The 15,986-nt window shown below is 67.1% G+C and carries 15 protein-coding genes and 1 pseudogene; 6 read left to right on the top strand and 10 right to left on the bottom strand.

Annotated features, from left to right (window positions below):
• The first annotated feature begins 81 nt into the window (after positions 1–81).
• Positions 82–2,403: a heavy metal translocating P-type ATPase gene (locus tag ASE61_RS12900; protein ID WP_061967509.1), complete on the top strand. Its 2,322-nt coding sequence runs from the start codon at positions 82–84 to the stop codon at positions 2,401–2,403.
• Between the two features lie 85 nt (positions 2,404–2,488).
• Here ASE61_RS12900 and ASE61_RS12895 read toward each other — a convergent pair whose 3' ends face one another.
• Positions 2,489–2,725, bottom strand: a complete 237-nt coding sequence (locus ASE61_RS12895; RefSeq protein WP_156407084.1) for a hypothetical protein — start codon at positions 2,723–2,725, stop codon at positions 2,489–2,491.
• Between ASE61_RS12895 and ASE61_RS26475 the strand changes: the two genes are divergently transcribed.
• The 4 genes from ASE61_RS26475 (at position 2,724) to ASE61_RS12885 (ending at position 6,567) form a co-directional block, all read left to right on the top strand.
• The gene (locus tag ASE61_RS26475; RefSeq protein WP_156407083.1) at positions 2,724–3,113 is read left to right on the top strand and encodes a hypothetical protein; all 390 of its coding nucleotides are present in this window, start codon (positions 2,724–2,726) and stop codon (positions 3,111–3,113) included. The two genes, ASE61_RS12895 and ASE61_RS26475, sit on opposite strands and share 2 nt — an antisense overlap.
• Before the next feature lie 276 nt (positions 3,114–3,389).
• Positions 3,390–3,545, top strand: a complete 156-nt coding sequence (locus tag ASE61_RS25960; RefSeq protein WP_082009515.1) for a DUF1127 domain-containing protein — start codon at positions 3,390–3,392, stop codon at positions 3,543–3,545.
• A gap of 184 nt (positions 3,546–3,729) precedes the next feature.
• On the top strand, positions 3,730–5,133 hold the full coding sequence (trmFO, locus tag ASE61_RS12890) for a methylenetetrahydrofolate--tRNA-(uracil(54)-C(5))-methyltransferase (FADH(2)-oxidizing) TrmFO (RefSeq protein WP_061967506.1): 1,404 nt from the start codon (positions 3,730–3,732) through the stop codon (positions 5,131–5,133).
• 123 nt (positions 5,134–5,256) lie between these two features.
• Entirely contained in the window at positions 5,257–6,567 is a 1,311-nt protein-coding gene (locus ASE61_RS12885) for an MFS transporter (protein WP_061967504.1), read from the top strand.
• A gap of 19 nt (positions 6,568–6,586) precedes the next feature.
• On the opposite strand, the gene ASE61_RS12880 is transcribed toward ASE61_RS12885, so the two are convergent.
• From ASE61_RS12880 to yajC, 5 genes are all read right to left on the bottom strand, one after another.
• Positions 6,587–7,498, bottom strand: a complete 912-nt coding sequence (locus ASE61_RS12880) for a phytoene/squalene synthase family protein (protein WP_244492821.1) — start codon at positions 7,496–7,498, stop codon at positions 6,587–6,589.
• 80 nt (positions 7,499–7,578) lie between these two features.
• Positions 7,579–7,956: an Mth938-like domain-containing protein gene (locus tag ASE61_RS12875; protein WP_244492820.1), complete on the bottom strand. Its 378-nt coding sequence runs from the start codon at positions 7,954–7,956 to the stop codon at positions 7,579–7,581.
• An 8-nt stretch (positions 7,957–7,964) separates the two neighbouring features.
• Positions 7,965–8,927 carry a protein translocase subunit SecF gene (secF, locus tag ASE61_RS12870; protein WP_061968272.1) on the bottom strand — a complete coding sequence of 321 codons (963 nt, stop codon included), beginning with the start codon at positions 8,925–8,927 and terminating at the stop codon, positions 7,965–7,967.
• Positions 8,928–8,960: 33 nt separating this feature from the next.
• The gene (secD, locus tag ASE61_RS12865) at positions 8,961–10,571 is read right to left on the bottom strand and encodes a protein translocase subunit SecD (protein WP_061967500.1); all 1,611 of its coding nucleotides are present in this window, start codon (positions 10,569–10,571) and stop codon (positions 8,961–8,963) included.
• Positions 10,572–10,632: 61 nt separating this feature from the next.
• Positions 10,633–10,908 carry a preprotein translocase subunit YajC gene (gene yajC, locus ASE61_RS12860; protein WP_061968270.1) on the bottom strand — a complete coding sequence of 92 codons (276 nt, stop codon included), beginning with the start codon at positions 10,906–10,908 and terminating at the stop codon, positions 10,633–10,635.
• 339 nt (positions 10,909–11,247) lie between these two features.
• Between yajC and ASE61_RS12855 the strand changes: the two genes are divergently transcribed.
• Positions 11,248–12,126, top strand: a complete 879-nt coding sequence (locus tag ASE61_RS12855; RefSeq protein WP_061967498.1) for an ATP-binding protein — start codon at positions 11,248–11,250, stop codon at positions 12,124–12,126.
• Positions 12,127–12,339: 213 nt separating this feature from the next.
• Here ASE61_RS12855 and ASE61_RS12850 read toward each other — a convergent pair whose 3' ends face one another.
• The 4 genes and pseudogenes from ASE61_RS12850 to serS form a co-directional block, all read right to left on the bottom strand.
• Positions 12,340–13,569, bottom strand: coding sequence for a LysM peptidoglycan-binding domain-containing M23 family metallopeptidase (locus tag ASE61_RS12850; protein ID WP_061967495.1), 1,230 nt, complete (start codon positions 13,567–13,569; stop codon positions 12,340–12,342).
• A 245-nt stretch (positions 13,570–13,814) separates the two neighbouring features.
• Positions 13,815–14,477, bottom strand: a complete 663-nt coding sequence (locus ASE61_RS12845; RefSeq protein ID WP_061967494.1) for a protein-L-isoaspartate O-methyltransferase family protein — start codon at positions 14,475–14,477, stop codon at positions 13,815–13,817.
• A 19-nt stretch (positions 14,478–14,496) separates the two neighbouring features.
• Positions 14,497–15,258, bottom strand: coding sequence for a 5'/3'-nucleotidase SurE (gene surE, locus ASE61_RS12840; protein ID WP_061967492.1), 762 nt, complete (start codon positions 15,256–15,258; stop codon positions 14,497–14,499).
• A gap of 3 nt (positions 15,259–15,261) precedes the next feature.
• Positions 15,262–15,879: pseudogene (gene serS / locus ASE61_RS27495) on the bottom strand (serine--tRNA ligase); the annotation flags it as partial.
• Positions 15,880–15,986 lie beyond the last annotated feature (107 nt).

The raw sequence follows: 15,986 nt of genomic DNA, 5'->3' as shown, positions 1-15,986 counted from the left end.
AGTGCATTTTCCCTCTTGAACCTGAAGTGGCTACAGCTTGTAGAGAGGTGTCCCGTAGCGAAAGAGAGACGGAGACACCTCATGGCCGCCCATCCCGAAACTGCCAGCAAAACCCTGTCCTGGAAGGTCGGCGGCATGGATTGCGCGAGCTGCGCGGCGAAGATTCGCGGCGCGGTGGAGCGCCTGCCCGGTGTCAGCGACGTCAGACTCTCGGTGATGTCGGAGACGCTGACGCTCGCGCTCGGTGCCGGCGCGACCACGCCGGAGACGATCGAGAAACGCGTCAACGGCCTCGGCTACACCACTGCCGCGCTGGCGACACCGGCCACCGCGCACCCCGCGCCGGAACAGGACGCCTGCGGCTGCGGCCATGACCATGGCGGCCATGCACATGACCATGATCACAAGCACGATCATTCCGGCCACGACCATGCCGGCCATGACCACGCCCCGAAAGGCGCCAAGCCCGCCTACACTACAAAGGATGACGGCCACGGCCTGCCCGGCCATGTCCATGAGGCCACACCCGATGGCGCGAGCTGGTACCAGACGGCCAAGGGCCGGCTCGTCATTGCCACCGGCCTGTTCCTCGGCGCCGCCTATGCTGCCGGCCTGATCTGGCCGGGCATCGGCCACTGGGCCTTCATCCTGGCCTGCGTCGTCGGCGTCGCCCCCGTGGCGAGGCGCGCCTTCGCCGCGGCCCGCGCCGGCATCCCCTTCACCATCGAGATGCTGATGACGATCGCCGCCATCGGCGCGCTCTTCATCGGCGCGGCCGAAGAAGCGGCGCTGGTCGTCTTCCTCTTCGCGGTCGGCGAGGTGCTGGAAGGCGTCGCGGCCGACCGCGCCCGTGCCTCGATCCGCGCGCTCGGCGACCTCGTGCCCAAGACGGCCATCGTCGAGGAAAACGGCGCGACCCGTCAGGTCGACGCGGCGAGCCTCAGGATCGGGCAGGTCGTGCTGGTCCGCCCCGGCGACCGCATCCCGGCCGATGGCGAGATCACCGACGGCATCTCCGGCATCGACGAGAGCCCGGTCACCGGCGAATCCGTGCCGAAGACCAAGGGCGTCGGCGAGCCCGTCTATGCCGGCTCGGTCAATCGCGAGGCGGCGCTGCGCGTGCGCGTCGACAAGGCGGCCGAGGACAACACCATCGCCCGCATCATCCGTCTGGTCGAGGAGGCGCAGGAGGCCCGCGCCCCGACCGAGCGCTTCATCGACCGCTTCTCGCGCTGGTACATGCCGGCGATCGTCGGGCTTGCGGTGCTGGTCGCGCTGGTGCCCCCGCTCCTGCTCGGCGCCGAATGGTCGGTCTGGATCTACCGGGCGCTGGCGCTGCTCTTGATCGGCTGCCCCTGCGCGCTGGTCATCTCGGTTCCCGCCGCGATCGCCGCCGCCTTGTCGGCCGGCGCCCGCCAGGGCCTGCTGATGAAGGGCGGCGTCGTCATCGAGACAGCCGCCAAGACGGGGCTGGTCGCCTTCGACAAGACGGGAACCCTCACCCAGGGCAAGCCACGCGTCACCGATGTCGTCGCCCTCACCGGCAGCGAGGCGGAGGTCCTGGCCTTCGCCGCCGCGGTCGAACACGGCTCGTCGCATCCGCTGGCCGAGGCGGTGCTGGAGCGCACCCGCACCGACGGCATCGCCTACAAGCCGGCGACTGAGGCAGCTGCACTGGCTGGCCAGGGCGTCACCGGCAAGGTCGACGGCCGTGCGGTCTTCGTCGGCGCCCCGCGCCATGCCGAAAGCCGTGCGCCCTTCGACAAGCGGGCGCGGATCACGGCCGAGGAGCTGGAGGCCGCCGGCAAGACGGTCGCCGCCGTCATCGTCGACGGCGCGCTCGCCGGCTTCATTGCGCTCCGCGACGAGCCGCGCGAGGACGCGGCCGCAGCCATCGCCGAGCTCAAGGCGATGGGCATCCGCTCGACCATGCTGACCGGCGACAATGCCCGCACCGGCGCCGCCATCGCGGCGGGCCTCGGCATGGAGCACAAGGCCGAACTGATGCCCGACGACAAGGTCGCCGCGATCAAGGCCTTCTCAGGCGAGACCGCCGTGATGATGGTCGGCGACGGCATCAACGACGCGCCCGCGCTGGCTGCCGCCAGCATCGGCATCGCCATGGGATCGGGCACCGATGTCGCGCTGGAGACCGCCGATGGCGCCGTGCTGAAGAGCCGCGTGCGCGATGTCGCGGCGATGATCCGGCTGGCACGGGCGGCGATGGGCAATATCCGCACGAATATCGCCATCGCGCTTGGGCTGAAGGCCGTGTTCCTCGTGACCAGCGTGCTCGGCTATACCGGCCTCTGGGTCGCGATCCTTGCCGATACCGGCGCGACCGTGATCGTCACCGCCAATGCGCTGCGGCTGCTGCGCTTCGATGCGGGTAAGGCGAGCTGACGGCGAAAAGGTTGCATGCGCTTGTCATTCCGGGGCGCGCCGCAGGCGCGAAGCCCCGGAATGACAAGATGACTGGAAGCGTCTGTCAGACCCGGATGTCGGCGAGCGCGCCGGTCTTGTTCGCGTTCTCGCCCTTGGCTTCCATCTGCTTGAGCATCTCGTCGCGGATCTTGGTCATGACGTCGGCCTTGGCCTGGGCGTCGAGCTTGTTGAACTCGTCCTCGCTCATGCCGAGCTTGGCGAGGATCGCGGCCTGAACCCGCTCCTCCGGCGACATCCGCGCAATCTTCAGGAATTCGTCCTCGATCGAGGACGGTGCCATGACCGAGGCGCTGTTGCTGTTGTCCGCGCTGCTGTCGTTCTGTGCCGCCGGCTTCACCGGATTCGTGAATGGCAGGCTGATCGGCCGGTTCGTGATCGGGTTCGACATGGCTTGCTCCTTTGAGCAAACTGCCAGGCAAGCTTCGGGCCGCCGGGGCCGCTTCACGAAACCGCCCGAGAATCAGCCGTTTACAGGGAGGGCGGCACGATTCGTGGCCATACTGTCCATGGAATTCGGCAAGATCTGCCCGGCAAACGCTGCCGGATGCCGATTGCTTCGTGGCGAAAATGCGCTCCTTCAATCGTCCGAAAATACCGCCGAACCGATCTCCGCTGCAACGCAAAAGTGCCCCGGTGCACTCGCTCACCATTTAGCAGTTGCAACATGACTATTTTATAGGCAATCATTGAGTGTTCTCACGTCGCGTCGATCGCGTGAGCAATTATTAGGCTGCCGATTTCCGCAATTTTGCCGCAAGCGTTACGTTCAGCGCAGAACGATCCCAGGAAAATGACCGGAACCTTAACTCGTCATGCATTGATTGCATATCGGAGCTGATCGCGTGCCCCTGTTGGAAGCAGGCTGTCCGGTTTATATGCAGTGCACAACGAAATTGTCGCTGTGGGCACCGCCCCGGTCCGGAATACTCGCAAGGAAGACCACCATGTTCGTCACCATGATCGCCGCTAAAATCCGCGCCTACCTCCGCTATCGCGAGACCGTTCGCGAGCTCTCCCGTCTGACCGACCGCGAGCTCGACGATCTCGGCCTGTCGCGCTCGGAGATCTCCTTCATCGCGCGTTCGCACGCCGCGGCCTGAAGGCTTGAGAATGAGAACCGCCGCGCATCGGGCGCGGCGCGTTCCGTGTAGTTTCTCCTGAGGCTCGTGATTCCCCTCCCCTCGAGCTTCGGTCGAAGAGCGAATGCCCGCCTCACGGCGGGCATTTTGCATTTCAGGCCGCCTGTCCCTTGACCTGCGCCCCGGCTGCGGACACATCCCAGCCATGGAACCCGTTCACATCATCGGCGGCGGTCTCGCCGGCTCCGAAGCCGCCTGGCAGATCGCCGAGGCCGGCGTCCCCGTCGTCATCCACGAGATGCGCCCCGTCCGCGGCACTGACGCCCACAAGACCGAGGGGCTTGCCGAGCTCGTCTGCTCGAACTCCTTCCGCTCCGACGATTCCTCCAGCAATGCCGTCGGCCAGCTCCATTGGGAGATGCGCCGGCTGAACTCGCTGATCATGGCCAAGGGCGATGCCCATCAGGTGCCGGCCGGCGGCGCGCTCGCGGTGGATCGTGACGGCTTCTCGCAGGCCGTCACCGCGGCGCTCGAAGCCCATCCCCTCGTCACCATCGATCGCGGCGAGATCGCCGGCCTCCCGCCGGCCGAATGGAACAACGTCATCATCGCCACCGGCCCTCTGACCTCGCCGGCTTTGGCCGAGGGCCTGCAATCACTGACCGGTGAAGGAGCGCTCGCCTTCTTCGACGCCATCGCGCCGATCGTCCATTTCGATTCGGTCGACATGGATCAGGCCTGGTTCCAGTCGCGCTACGACAAGGCCGGCCCCGGCGGCACCGGCGCCGACTACATCAACTGCCCGCTCGACCGCGACCAGTACGAGGCCTTCATCGACGCGCTGCTCGCCGCCGAGAAAACCGAGTTCAAGGAATGGGAGGGCACGCCCTATTTCGACGGCTGCCTGCCGATCGAGGTGATGGCCGAGCGTGGCCGTGAGACCTTGCGCTGGGGACCGATGAAGCCCGTCGGCCTGACCAACAAGCATAACCCGACGGTGAAGGCTTATGCCGTGGTGCAGCTCCGGCAGGACAACGCGCTCGGCACCCTGTTCAACATGACCGGTTTCCAGACCAAGCTGAAATATGGCGAGCAGGCTGCGATCTTCCGGATGATTCCCGGTCTTCAGAACGCCGAATTCGCGCGGCTCGGCGGCATCCACCGCAATACCTACCTGAACTCGCCGAATCTGCTCGATGGCCGTCTGCGCCTCAAGGCCGACCAGCGCCTGCGCTTCGCCGGCCAGATCACCGGTTGCGAAGGCTATGTCGAGAGCGCCGCCACCGGCTTGCTCGCCGGCCGCATGGCCGCCGCCGAGCGTCTCGGCCGTGACCTGCCCCTCCCTCCCGCGACGACGGCACTCGGCGCGCTGGTCAACCACATCACCGGTGGCCACATCGTCACCATCGACGAGGGACCGCGCTCGTTCCAGCCGATGAACATCAATTTCGGTCTGTTCCCGCCGATCGAAGGCGTCGCGACCACCGGCCCCGATGGCAAGCGCCTGAAAGGCCCGGCCAAGACCGTCGCCCGCAAGCAGGCCCTGACGGCCCGTGCCAAGGCCGAGATGGAGCGCTGGGCCACCGCTCCGGAAGCCAACGCGGGCTGATCGCGCCATGCACAGAACGGTTGCCGGAAGGACCATCGCATAGAAGCCAAGCTCTCTGCGCATGGGCCGAGCTGCGATTGTCGATTACAGGTCTCCGACAAGAATCCGGAGGCCCCAGGAACCATGGCAACCACGACAGCAACAGCCGGCGGCGCAAGCCAGGCGAATATCCGCAAGGCAGTGACCGCGGCGACGGTCGGCACCGTGATCGAATGGTACGACTACGCCCTCTATGGCGCGGCGTCCGGCCTGATCATCAACAAGCTGTTCTTCCCCAATCTCTCCCCGACGACCGGTGTGCTCGCCGCCTTCGCGACCTTCGCCGTCGGCTATTTCGCCCGGCCCGTCGGCGGCATCGTGATCTCGCATATTGGCGACAAGTTCGGCCGCAAGCCGGCGCTGATCCTGACCATCACGCTGATGGGCCTCGCCACCGTGCTGATGGGCCTGCTGCCGACCTATGAGACGATCGGCATCATGGCGCCGGTCCTGCTGGTGCTGATGCGACTGATCCAGGGCTTCGGCGCGGGCGCCGAGCTCGCCGGCGCGATCGTGCTGGTGGCCGAATACGCACCGGCCAACAAGCGCGCCTTCTATACCGGCCTGCCCAACGCCGCGACGCTCGTTGGCATCATGCTGGCGACGCTGTCCTTCCTCGCGATCTCCTATCTGCCGGAACAGACCCTGCTCGGCTGGGCCTGGCGCGTACCGTTCCTGCTCTCCGGCGTGCTGTTCTTCGTCGCGCTCTATATCCGCAAGCATCTCGATGAGACGCCGGAATATGTCGAGGCGATGGCCCGTGCCGAGGAGCGCAGGCACGAGCAGTCGGTCCCGCTCGGCCAGCTCTTCCGGGAGAGCCCGAAGGAAGTGCTGTTCGGCTTCCTGTCGGTGACCGCCCACAACGCCAACGCCTATATCCTCAGCGCCTTCTCGCTGAGCTACCTGATCAACACGGTCGGCATGAGCCGGACGGACGCGCTGATCGCCGTCACCATCGGCTCGCTCTTCGGCATCGTCGGCGTCGGCTTCATGGGCGCGCTGGCCGACAAGGTCGGCGCGGCAGCGGTCTATATCTTCGGTTCGCTGGTGATCGGTGTCTTCGCCTTCCCGCTGTTCTGGCTGTTCGACACCGGCAGCCTGCTCTGGTGCACGATCGGCATCGCGCTCGGCTACGGCCTCGGCTTCGGCTCGACCTCGGGCGCACAGGGCGCCTTCCTGACGAACCTGTTCCCGACGCGTTATCGCTTCTCGGGGCTGGCGATGTCGCGGGAACTCAACGGCGTGCTCGTCGCCGGTCCGACGCCCTTCATCGCGCAGGCGCTGGTTGGCGCTGCCGGCGGACGGCCGACCTATGTCGCGCTCTACATCATCGGCTGCTGCGTGCTCTCGATCGCGGCGATCCTGATCATCCGGAGCCGCTCGGTCCACGTCTGACAGGCCGAAGGCGTCGCGGTCAGCGGGACCGCGACGCCCGCCACAGCACCCACTGCCGGCGCCAGGCCGGCAGGGTGATGATGGTGCGGTAGGGATCGTATCCCCCGACCTCCATCCGCTTGAGATAGGGCTCGACCAGCGCCACCGGCAGGAAGGCCGGCTTCAGCCCGGACGGAATCGACTCACTCAGGCTGGTGAGCTTCTTCAGGTGCCCGCGCGCGATCTCGCGCAATTCCTTGAGTGTATAGAGCACGCCCGGCCCGCCGCGCCCGCGCACGATGTCGTCGCGCGTCACGCCGTTGCGGGCGAGGATATCCGCCGGCAGATAGACCTGCCCCTCGGCCGCGTGCCATGGGAAGGCACGCATCAGCCCGGTCAGCGCATAGGCGACGCCGGCATGGCCGCAGGCCGTCGCGCCGCCGGGGTCGCGCCCACCGGCGAGGATGATGCAGGCCAGGCGGATCACCGCGCTCGCCGTCTCGCCGGCATAACCTTCCAGGTCGCGCAGCGACGGCATCGGATCGTCGTAGAGATCGAAGATGCGCGCATCGATCAGCGCCGTCAGCGGCGCGACGGGCAGGCGATAGCGTTTGACCGTGTCGAGCAGGGCCGCGGCGACCGGATGTCCTTGAGTCTCGCCGCCTGCCTGACCTTCGAGCACGTCGCGCCACCATTGCAGCCGGACCTCGCCCGGCAGCGGCTCGCTCACCAGTGCCCGGACCCGCGCGATCTCGAGGCTGAAGGCATAGAGCGCATAGAGCGCCGCCCGGCGGTCCTCGGGCGCGTAGAGACCCGCGATATAGCGATCCTGATCCTGTTCGCGGACGAGCTCCGCGCAATGGGCATAAGCCTCCGGCAGGCGCGCCGGCGCGATCTCCCTGCGGTCGTCGGTATCGGTCTGCGGCATCGTCCCGCCTCGGCCCGTCGTCATGTGGCCGCCTTCAATCTAGGGCAAGCGCCCTGCCCCCGCTACGCGTCGTCGGCATGCCCGGTTTCCCGAATCGCCATTCGTCAGTCGACCGCGATCAAAGCCGCAGCCACGCGCCGATCCTCGCCCACCAGAACATTGTAGGTCCGCGCCGCGGCTCCGGTCGCCATGCCTTCCACAGTGATTCCGGCCTGCCTCAGCGGATCACGCAGAGCGGGCGGAATGAAGGCGATATCCGCGCCTGTGCCGATCAGCAGGAAATCGATCGTCCCGGCCTCGTCGAGCACCGGTTGCAGGCTCTCGATCGTCACCTCGGAAAAGCGCGTCACCGGCCAGATGCGGATACCGATCGGCGTCGCGATGATCGAGCCCTTGTGGCTCATCTCGGCGAAGCGGAACCCGCCCGCGCCGATGGCGTCGAGCGGGAAACGGCCGGGAACGAAGCCCTCGAAGCGGGGCACGGCCGCGATCAGGCCTTGGCCTTGGCAGCGGAAGCCTTGGCGACGCGCGCCGCCTCCTGCGCTTCCTCACGGGCGCCGGCCGAGCGGACGTCCATGTAGAGCAGCACCGGCGTCGAGATGAACATCGCCGAATAGGTGCAGACCACGACGCCGAACAGCATGACCAGCGCGAATCCCTCGATCGCCGTACCGCCGAACAGCACGAGCGCCAGCAGCGACAGGAAGGTCGTGGTCGCCGTCATCGCCGTGCGCGACAGCGTCGAGTTCACCGAGAGGTCGAGCAGCTCGGCGACCGGCATGGTCTTGTAGCGGCGCAGCAATTCGCGCGTGCGGTCGAACACCACCACGGTCTCGTTCAGCGAATAGCCGACGATGGTCAGGATCGCCGCGATCGAGGTCAGGTTGAATTCGAGCTGCGTGATCAGGAAGAAGCCGATGGTCAGCACGATGTCGTGCAGCGTGCCGAGGATCGCGCCGATCGCGAGCGGCATCTCGAAGCGGAACCAGAGATAGATCAGCACGCCGACGATCGCGAGCACGACGCCGAGCGTACCGGCCTGCACCAGCTCGCCCGAAACGCGCGGACCGACCGTCTCGACGCGGCGGAAGTCATAGCTGGAGGCGAAGGCCTCGCGAGCCTTGACGACGACCGCCTGCTGCGCCGTCTCGCCGCCCGGCTGCATGCCGAAACGCATCGAGACCTCGCCGCCCGAGCCGAATTCCTGCACCTCGGCCTCGCCGAAGCCGAGCCCGTTGGCGGTATGGCGGATCTGGGCGATGTCGACGGCCTGTCCCTTCGTCTGCATCTCGATCAGGGTACCGCCCTTGAAGTCGATGCCGAAATTCAGGCCGACCGTCAGGAAGAGCGCGAGGACGAGGATCGAATAGGCAGCCGACAGCGGATAGCTGAAGCGGCGGAACCAGACGAATTTGAACTTGGTGTTGTCGGGAACGATACGAAGCAGGCGCATGCGCATGGCCAATCTCCTGAGGGGTTGGCAGCGTCAGAACGGGAGGTGCTTGGGCTTGGCCCAGCGGTACCAGATCGCGATCAGCATCCGGGTCAGCGTCACCGCCGTGATGACGGTGGTGAGGATGCCGAGAATGAAGACGACCGCGAAGCCGCGCACCGGACCGGAGCCGAGCGAGAACAGCGCCACGGCCGCGATCAGCATGGTGACGTTGGAGTCGATGATCGTGGCGAAGGCGCGCTGGAAGCCCGCTTCGAGCGCCGAGACGAGGCTGCGGCCCTGATGCTCCTCCTCGCGCATGCGCTCGTAGATCAGCACGTTCGAGTCGACCGCGGTGCCGATGGTCAGCACGATGCCGGCGATGCCGGGCAGCGTCATCGTCGCGCCGAGGAAGGACATCAGGCCGAAGATCAGGCCGACATGGACGAGCAGCGCGATGCTCGCGATCATGCCGAAGATGCCATAGGTCGCCAGCATGTAGATCACCACCAGCACGGTCGCGATCAGGGTCGCCATCTTGCCGGCCTGGATCGAGTCGGCGCCGAGGCCGGGGCCGACGGTACGCTCTTCGACGATCGTCATCCGGGCGGGCAGCGCGCCGGCGCGCAGCAGGATCGCCAGGTTGTTGACCTGCTCGACCGTGAAGTTGCCGGAAATCTGGCCGGAGCCGCCCGTGATCGGCGACTGGATCACCGGCGACGAGATCACCTTGTTGTCGAGCACGATCGCCAGCGGGCGGCCGAGATTCTCGGTGGTGATCTGGCCGAAGCGCTGGGCGCCGCGAATGTTGAAGCGGAAATTGACGATCGGCGTGCCCGAGCGCGAATCGAAGGCCGGCTGCGCGTCGATCAGGTCGGCGCCCTCGACCGAGGGCTGGCGCAGGACCGGCACCATCTGGCCGCCCGCATCCTGCGACGGCAGCATGTCGATATCGGCGCTGTTGGCGTCGCCGACGAGGCGGAATTCGAGCTTCGCGGTCTGGCCGAGGATATCCTTCAGCTTCTGCGGGTCCTGCAGGCCCGGCACCTGCACCAGGATGCGGTCGAGCCCCTGGCGCTGGATGTTCGGCTCGGTCGTGCCGAGCGCGTCGACGCGCCGGCGCAGCACTTCCATCGCCTGCTCGACGGCGCGGCGAATGCGCTCGTTGGAGCCGGCTTCCGTGACCGTGAGCTGGATCAGCCCGTCGGGCTGCTCGGCGATGATGATCGACTGGTTACCGGAGGGGCCGAAGGCGCCGAGCGTGCCGATCGGCTGGGCGAGCTCCCGCAGCTTGGGCAGAACGCGCCCGCGCTCGGCTGCATCGGGAACGCGGACCTGTACGCCGCGGGGCGTCGTCTGGATGCCGCCCTGGGGTGCGGCGCGCTCCTCGCGCAGGATGCGGCGAACGTCGTCGCGCAGCTGGACGACCTGGCTGCGCACCAGCTCGGCCCGGTCGATTTCCAGCAGGACGTGGGAGCCGCCCTGCAAATCAAGGCCGAGCACCACCGCATGGATCGGCAGCAAAGCGCGCGGAATCCAGGACGGCGCGTTGGTTTCGATGGCCTTGCGCGTCTCAGGCGACAAGAGGTTCGGCACGGCGAGCCCGCAGCCGACGAACAGCACGAGCAGGACGAGGATGACCTTGCGGGCCTGGAGACGAAGCATCTGCGTGAACAGCCTTGTTATCGCGCCTCAGGCCCCGGTGCGGAGCCTGACCGTGGCATTCTCAGTTCTTGACCGGCTCGCTCTTGGAGCGGACGTCCTGGATCATGCCGCGCACGATGCGCACGCGCACGCCGTCGGCGATCTCGACTTCCAGCTCGCCGTCGTCGACGACCTTCGAGACCTTCGCGATCATGCCGCCCGAGGTGACGACCGTGTCGCCGCGGCGCACGTTCTTGATCAGCTCCTGATGGCTCTTCGCCCGGCGCTGCTGCGGCCGGATGATCAGGAACCACATGATGACGAAGATCAGCAGGAAGGGCACGAGCTGGATCAGCATGTCGGTGCCGCCACCGGCTCCTGTCGCCTGGGCGAAAGCGGGGGTGATCACGAATACACTCCTCTGGTACGGCGGCGGCACGCCGCCGACCGCAGGTCTCTAGACAGAAAGACGCGGCAAAACCATCGCCCGGTCGGAAAATCGCGCGGACTATAGCCAGCAACGCCGTGAAATCAATCGGACGCGCCCGGTCGCCCGCACGCAGCCCCTCACCTATGGGTTGGCCGCCATTCGCGCAATGCCCCTTGCGCGCGATCCACGGCGTGGTTTAGCTAGCGGCGAGAACCGTACCGGACGGTACGGTACGGTTCAACGGCACGAAACGAAGGCACGGATGCCATGACCACGACCGCTCCCGACCAGACGCTGGCTACGCTACTGCGCATCGCCGATGCCCTGGAGCGCATCGCCCCGCCCCGGCGCAAGCCCGCCGACCTCAAGGCCGCCGACGCCTTCGTCTGGCAGGCGGCGGGTTGCGAGCTCGTGCCGGTGCCGAAAGTCAACCGCGTCGGGCTTTCGCTTTTGCGCGGCGTCGATCGTGTCCGCGACACGCTGGCCGAGAATACCGAGCGCTTTGCCAAAGGCCTGCCGGCCAACAACGTGCTGCTCTGGGGCGCACGCGGCATGGGCAAGTCCTCGCTGGTCAAGGCGGTTCATGCCGACACCAACCAGCGCCTCGCCAGGGAAATGCTGCCGCTGAAGCTGATCGAAATCCACCGCGAGGACATCGAGAGCCTGCCGGCGCTGATGAGCCAGCTGCGCAACGATCCCCACCGCGCCATCGTCTTCTGCGACGATCTGTCCTTCGACAGCGACGACACCTCCTACAAGTCGTTGAAGGCGGTGCTCGACGGCGGCGTCGAAGGGCGACCGGACAATGTCGTGTTCTATGCCACCTCGAATCGCCGCCACCTGCTGCCGCGCGACATGATGGACAACGAGCGCTCGACCTCGATCAATCCGGGCGAGGCGATCGAGGAGAAGGTTTCGCTCTCGGACCGATTCGGTCTGTGGCTCGGCTTCCACAAATGCAGCCAGGACGAGTATCTCGAGATGATCAACGGCTATGCCAGCCATTTTGGTCTGAACGTCGCTGCCGATGAATTGCGCCGTGACGCGCTGGAGTGGTCGACGACGCGCGGCTCGCGCTCCGGCCGCACCGCCTGGCAGTACATCCAGGATCTGGCAGGCCGGCTGGGCAAGCGGCTGGAGGGTTAGCGCTCCACGCCATATTCGGGCGAAGCGTAGCGAAGACCCGAGAATCTCGTTCCGGAAGAGGCGCCCTTTTCTGCACGAGATGCCCGGGTCAAGCCCGGGCATGACGAGGCCGAGCAAACGAAAAACGGGGCCGCCCTTTTCTAGGGCAGCCCCGTTCTTTTCGATCGGGAGGGTCTCGCGGAACCGATCGAAGGCTGAAACGTCGTCCGCAGCTCAGTTGTTCAGATAAGGCGTCGGATCGACCGGGGCAGAGCCCTTGCGCAGCTCGAAATGCAGCTGCGGCGAGGAGACATTGCCGGTCTGGCCCGAGCTGGCGACGACCTGGCCGCGCTTGACGGCGTCGCCGCGCTTCACCTTGAGCTCGCCGTTATGGGCATAGGCCGAGACATAGCCGTTCGGGTGGCGGATCAGGACGAGATTGCCGTAGCCCTTCAGCTCGCTGCCGGCATAGGCGACCGTGCCGCCCTCGGCCGCCTTGATCGGCGTGCCCTCGGGAACCGCGATATTGATGCCCTCGTTGCCGCCCTTGCCGCTATAGCCGGAGATCACGCGGCCACGAGCCGGCCAGCGGAAATCCGCCTTGTCGGACGCAGAGGTCGCCTCGGTCTCCTGCTTCGGAATGCTGGCGGTGGTCTTCGGCTCGGCGACGGGCTCGGACCGGGGGATCGCGCTCGCCTTCGGCTCGGCCGCAGGTGCGCTGGCCACGACGACAGGCTTGGCCGGCTTCGCTTCGGGCACCGGCTTCACGGCGGCGACCGTGGCAGCAGGCTTGGCCGCCGGCGTCGGCAGAGCCGCGGTCTTGCGGGCAGCCGCCTTGGCCTTGGCCTCGGCGGCGAAGCGGGCGCGCGATTCCTTCATGGCCTGGGCGTCGGCCGTGGCTTTTGCCCGGGCTTCCGCCGCGGCACTGGCCTTCTCCTCGGCGACGGCCCTGGCCTGCGCCCTGGAATCGGCGGCCGGCGAAGCGGAGCGCGTGGCGGCAGACGGCCCGGCAACGAAGCGCTGGGTCTCGGCCGGAGCCTGGGCAACCTGACGAGCGGGAGCCGCTGAAGCAGCCGCGTTGTAGACGGGAATGGTGATCCGCGTGCCGGGAGCGACATTCGCGTTGCTCAGCCCGTTCGCCGACATGATCGCGGCGCGCGGCACGCCGTAGCGCGACGAGATCGTATCGAGGGACTCGCCCTGGGCGAGCACGACCGGCGTACCGCCCTGCGCGGACCAGCCGGCAGCACTGCCCGAGACGGCCTGCGGCGGCGCGGCATTCAGCGCGACGGCCGATTGCGGCGGCGGCAGCGGCTGCGACCGGACGACGGGCGCGGGATTGACCGGCTGCAGCGGCGCGCTCGCCACCCGCCCGATCGAGCCGGTGGTGGCCGGATCGCGGAAAGGCGTCGGAGCCTGGGCCGACTTGAACGGACTGTCGAAGGGCGTGTCGGTGAAACGCATCGCGTCCGACGAGCATGCACTGACGCTGAGAGCGAACAGGCACACCGTCGACAACCGACGAAGGGTGCGGGGATTGATCGATCCGGCTTGGCTACGCATGAACTGAGTACTCGCGAACGACGCAACTCGATGACGGAGATTAAAGTCCCGTTGAGGTTACGAAAGCGTTTCGCTCAGCCCGCCGTCTTCATTTTTTTGGATTTTTCGAATGGGCCTGCGTGCAAGCCATTGGCATGGCCGCAGTCTCACAAGGCTCGCGAGCGGCCCGGAATCAGCGGCGGCAGGCGCAGGACCGGCCCGGTCGCATGGTCGAACTGTCCATCGTCGAGATGGGTGACCACCACCCGCCGCGCCGCGCCCTCGACGCGCAGCGCACCGACCAGGCGCCCGCCGGGCGAGAGTCGCGCCAGCAGTGCCTCGGGCACCGCCTGGGTGACGCCGTTGACGAGAATGCGGTCGAAGCGGCCGAGCGTCCGGTCGGGCTGGAACCCGTCGGCATGGCGCAGGTCGACGGCTCCGCCGAAGCCGCTATCGGAGACGCGCTCATGCGCAGCCAATGCCAGCGACCGATAACGCTCCAGCGAAACGACCTCGCCGCCCATGGCGGCGAGCAGGGCCGAGACGTAGCCGGAGCCGGTCCCGACTTCGAGCACGCGTGCGCCCGGCTGCATGTCGAGCGCCACGAGCAGGTTGGCGACGGTGTGCGGAGCCGTCATCGTCTGGCCGCAAGGCAGCGGCACGGACACGTCCTGCCGGGCGAGATCGGCGAAGCGAGCCGGCGCGAAGCGGTCCCGCGGCACCCGCTCCATCGCGCGCAGCAGCGCGAGATCGCGCACGCCCCGCGCGCGGAGCGAAAGCAGGAAGGCGACGGTACGCTCGCCTTCGCTGGCCGGCGCGTCCTCGCTCATGCCCCTCCCCGCTTCCCGCTCAGGCGAACAGTCGCGCGAAGCGCGTCAGCGTCGGCTCATGCGTCAGGTCGAGTTCCAGCGGCGTGATCGAGATGCGTTTCTCCGCCAGCGCCTTCAGGTCGGTGCCGTTGGCCGGCTCCTTGCCGCTGCGCTGGAAGGCGATCCAGTAATAGGGATTGCCGCGGCCGTCCTTGCGCGGTTCGAGCTGCACGATCTCCTGGTCGCGCCGCCCCTGCACCGTGACGGCGACGCCCTCGACCTCATCCGGCCCGGCATTGGGGAAGTTGAGGTTGAACAGCACGCCCTCCGGAATGCCCTCATCCAGCAGGCGCCGGATGATGCCCGGCGCGTGGCTTTCGGCGCAGTCCCAGCGGATCGAATCGCGATTGCCCGGCATATAGGCCTGGCTCACCGCGATCGAGGGCACGCCGAGCAGCGTACCTTCCATGGCGGCGGCGATGGTACCGGAATAGGTCACGTCCTCGGCAACGTTCGAGCCCCGGTTGACGCCGGAGAGCACGAGATCGGGCCGCGCCTCCTTCATGACGGCGCGCACCGCCATGATCACGCAATCGGTCGGCGTGCCCTGCACGGCGAAGCGCTTCTCCTCGATCTGGCGCAGACGCAGCGGATTGGACAGCGACAGCGAATGCGCGACGCCCGACTGGTCGGTCTCGGGCGCCACGACCCAGACATCGTCGGAAAGCTGGCGCGCGATGCGCTCCAGCACGGCCAGGCCCTCGGCATGGATGCCGTCATCATTGGTGACGAGGATACGCATGTCTCAGGCCGCCTTCTCGATCCGCGTCACGCCGCGCATATAGGGCACCAGCACGTCGGGCACGGTGATCGAGCCGTCGGCGTTCTGGTAGTTCTCCATCACCGCGATCAGCGCGCGGCCGACCGCCGTGCCCGAGCCGTTGAGGGTGTGCACGAAGAACGGCCCCTTTCCGTCCTTGGTCTTGTAGCGGGCGTTCATCCGCCGCGCCTGGAAATCGCCGCAGACAGAGCAGGACGAGATCTCGCGATAGGTCTTCTGGCCGGGCAGCCAGGCCTCGATGTCCCAGGTCTTCTGCGAAGCGAAGCCCATGTCGCCGGTGCACAAAGTCATCACGCGATAATGCAGGTCGAGCTTCTTCAGCACGGCCTCGGCGCAGGCGAGCATGCGCTCATGCTCCTCGCGCGACTTCTCCGGCGCCGTGATCGAGACGAGCTCGACCTTCTCGAACTGGTGCTGGCGCAGCATGCCGCGGGTATCGCGCCCGGCCGAGCCGGCTTCGGCGCGGAAGCACGGTGTCAGCGCAGTGAATCGAAGCGGCAGCTCCTCCTCGGAGAGGATTGATTCCCTTGCCAGATTGGTCAGCGGCACCTCGGCGGTGGGGATGAGCCAACGACGCTGGCTTTTTTCAGAGAAGCGCCAAGCATCGATTGCTGCTCCGAAGCCCTGCCCCCAGAGAACTCTGCGCCTTTCCTCTTCTTCGGCTGCAGAGAGCATCATGAGAGACGTTC

The organism is Allobosea sp. Root670 (assembly GCF_001429415.1).
Classification (GTDB): domain Bacteria; phylum Pseudomonadota; class Alphaproteobacteria; order Rhizobiales; family Beijerinckiaceae; genus Allobosea; species Allobosea robiniae.
The sequence above is the reverse complement of the archived record's forward strand: the minus strand, read 5'-3'. Positions and strand labels throughout refer to the sequence as shown.

Bases quoted from the DNA above. Each gene is read 5' to 3' on its own strand.
- ASE61_RS12845 (WP_061967494.1), bottom strand. From the start codon at position 14,477: ATGAGCGAGGACGCGCCGGCCAGCGAAGGCGAGCGTACCGTCGCCTTC.
- ASE61_RS12895 (WP_156407084.1), bottom strand. From the start codon at position 2,725: ATGGCACCGTCCTCGATCGAGGACGAATTCCTGAAGATTGCGCGGATG.
- ASE61_RS12850 (WP_061967495.1), bottom strand. From the start codon at position 13,569: ATGCGTTTCACCGACACGCCCTTCGACAGTCCGTTCAAGTCGGCCCAG.
- ASE61_RS12855 (WP_061967498.1), top strand. From the start codon at position 11,248: ATGACCACGACCGCTCCCGACCAGACGCTGGCTACGCTACTGCGCATC.
- secD (WP_061967500.1), bottom strand. From the start codon at position 10,571: ATGCTTCGTCTCCAGGCCCGCAAGGTCATCCTCGTCCTGCTCGTGCTG.
- ASE61_RS12880 (WP_244492821.1), bottom strand. From the start codon at position 7,498: ATGACGACGGGCCGAGGCGGGACGATGCCGCAGACCGATACCGACGAC.
- surE (WP_061967492.1), bottom strand. From the start codon at position 15,258: ATGCGTATCCTCGTCACCAATGATGACGGCATCCATGCCGAGGGCCTG.
- ASE61_RS12885 (WP_061967504.1), top strand. From the start codon at position 5,257: ATGGCAACCACGACAGCAACAGCCGGCGGCGCAAGCCAGGCGAATATC.
- ASE61_RS12900 (WP_061967509.1), top strand. From the start codon at position 82: ATGGCCGCCCATCCCGAAACTGCCAGCAAAACCCTGTCCTGGAAGGTC.
- secF (WP_061968272.1), bottom strand. From the start codon at position 8,927: ATGCGCCTGCTTCGTATCGTTCCCGACAACACCAAGTTCAAATTCGTC.
- trmFO (WP_061967506.1), top strand. From the start codon at position 3,730: ATGGAACCCGTTCACATCATCGGCGGCGGTCTCGCCGGCTCCGAAGCC.
- yajC (WP_061968270.1), bottom strand. From the start codon at position 10,908: ATGCTGATCCAGCTCGTGCCCTTCCTGCTGATCTTCGTCATCATGTGG.
- ASE61_RS26475 (WP_156407083.1), top strand. From the start codon at position 2,724: ATGACCGAGGCGCTGTTGCTGTTGTCCGCGCTGCTGTCGTTCTGTGCC.
- ASE61_RS25960 (WP_082009515.1), top strand. From the start codon at position 3,390: ATGTTCGTCACCATGATCGCCGCTAAAATCCGCGCCTACCTCCGCTAT.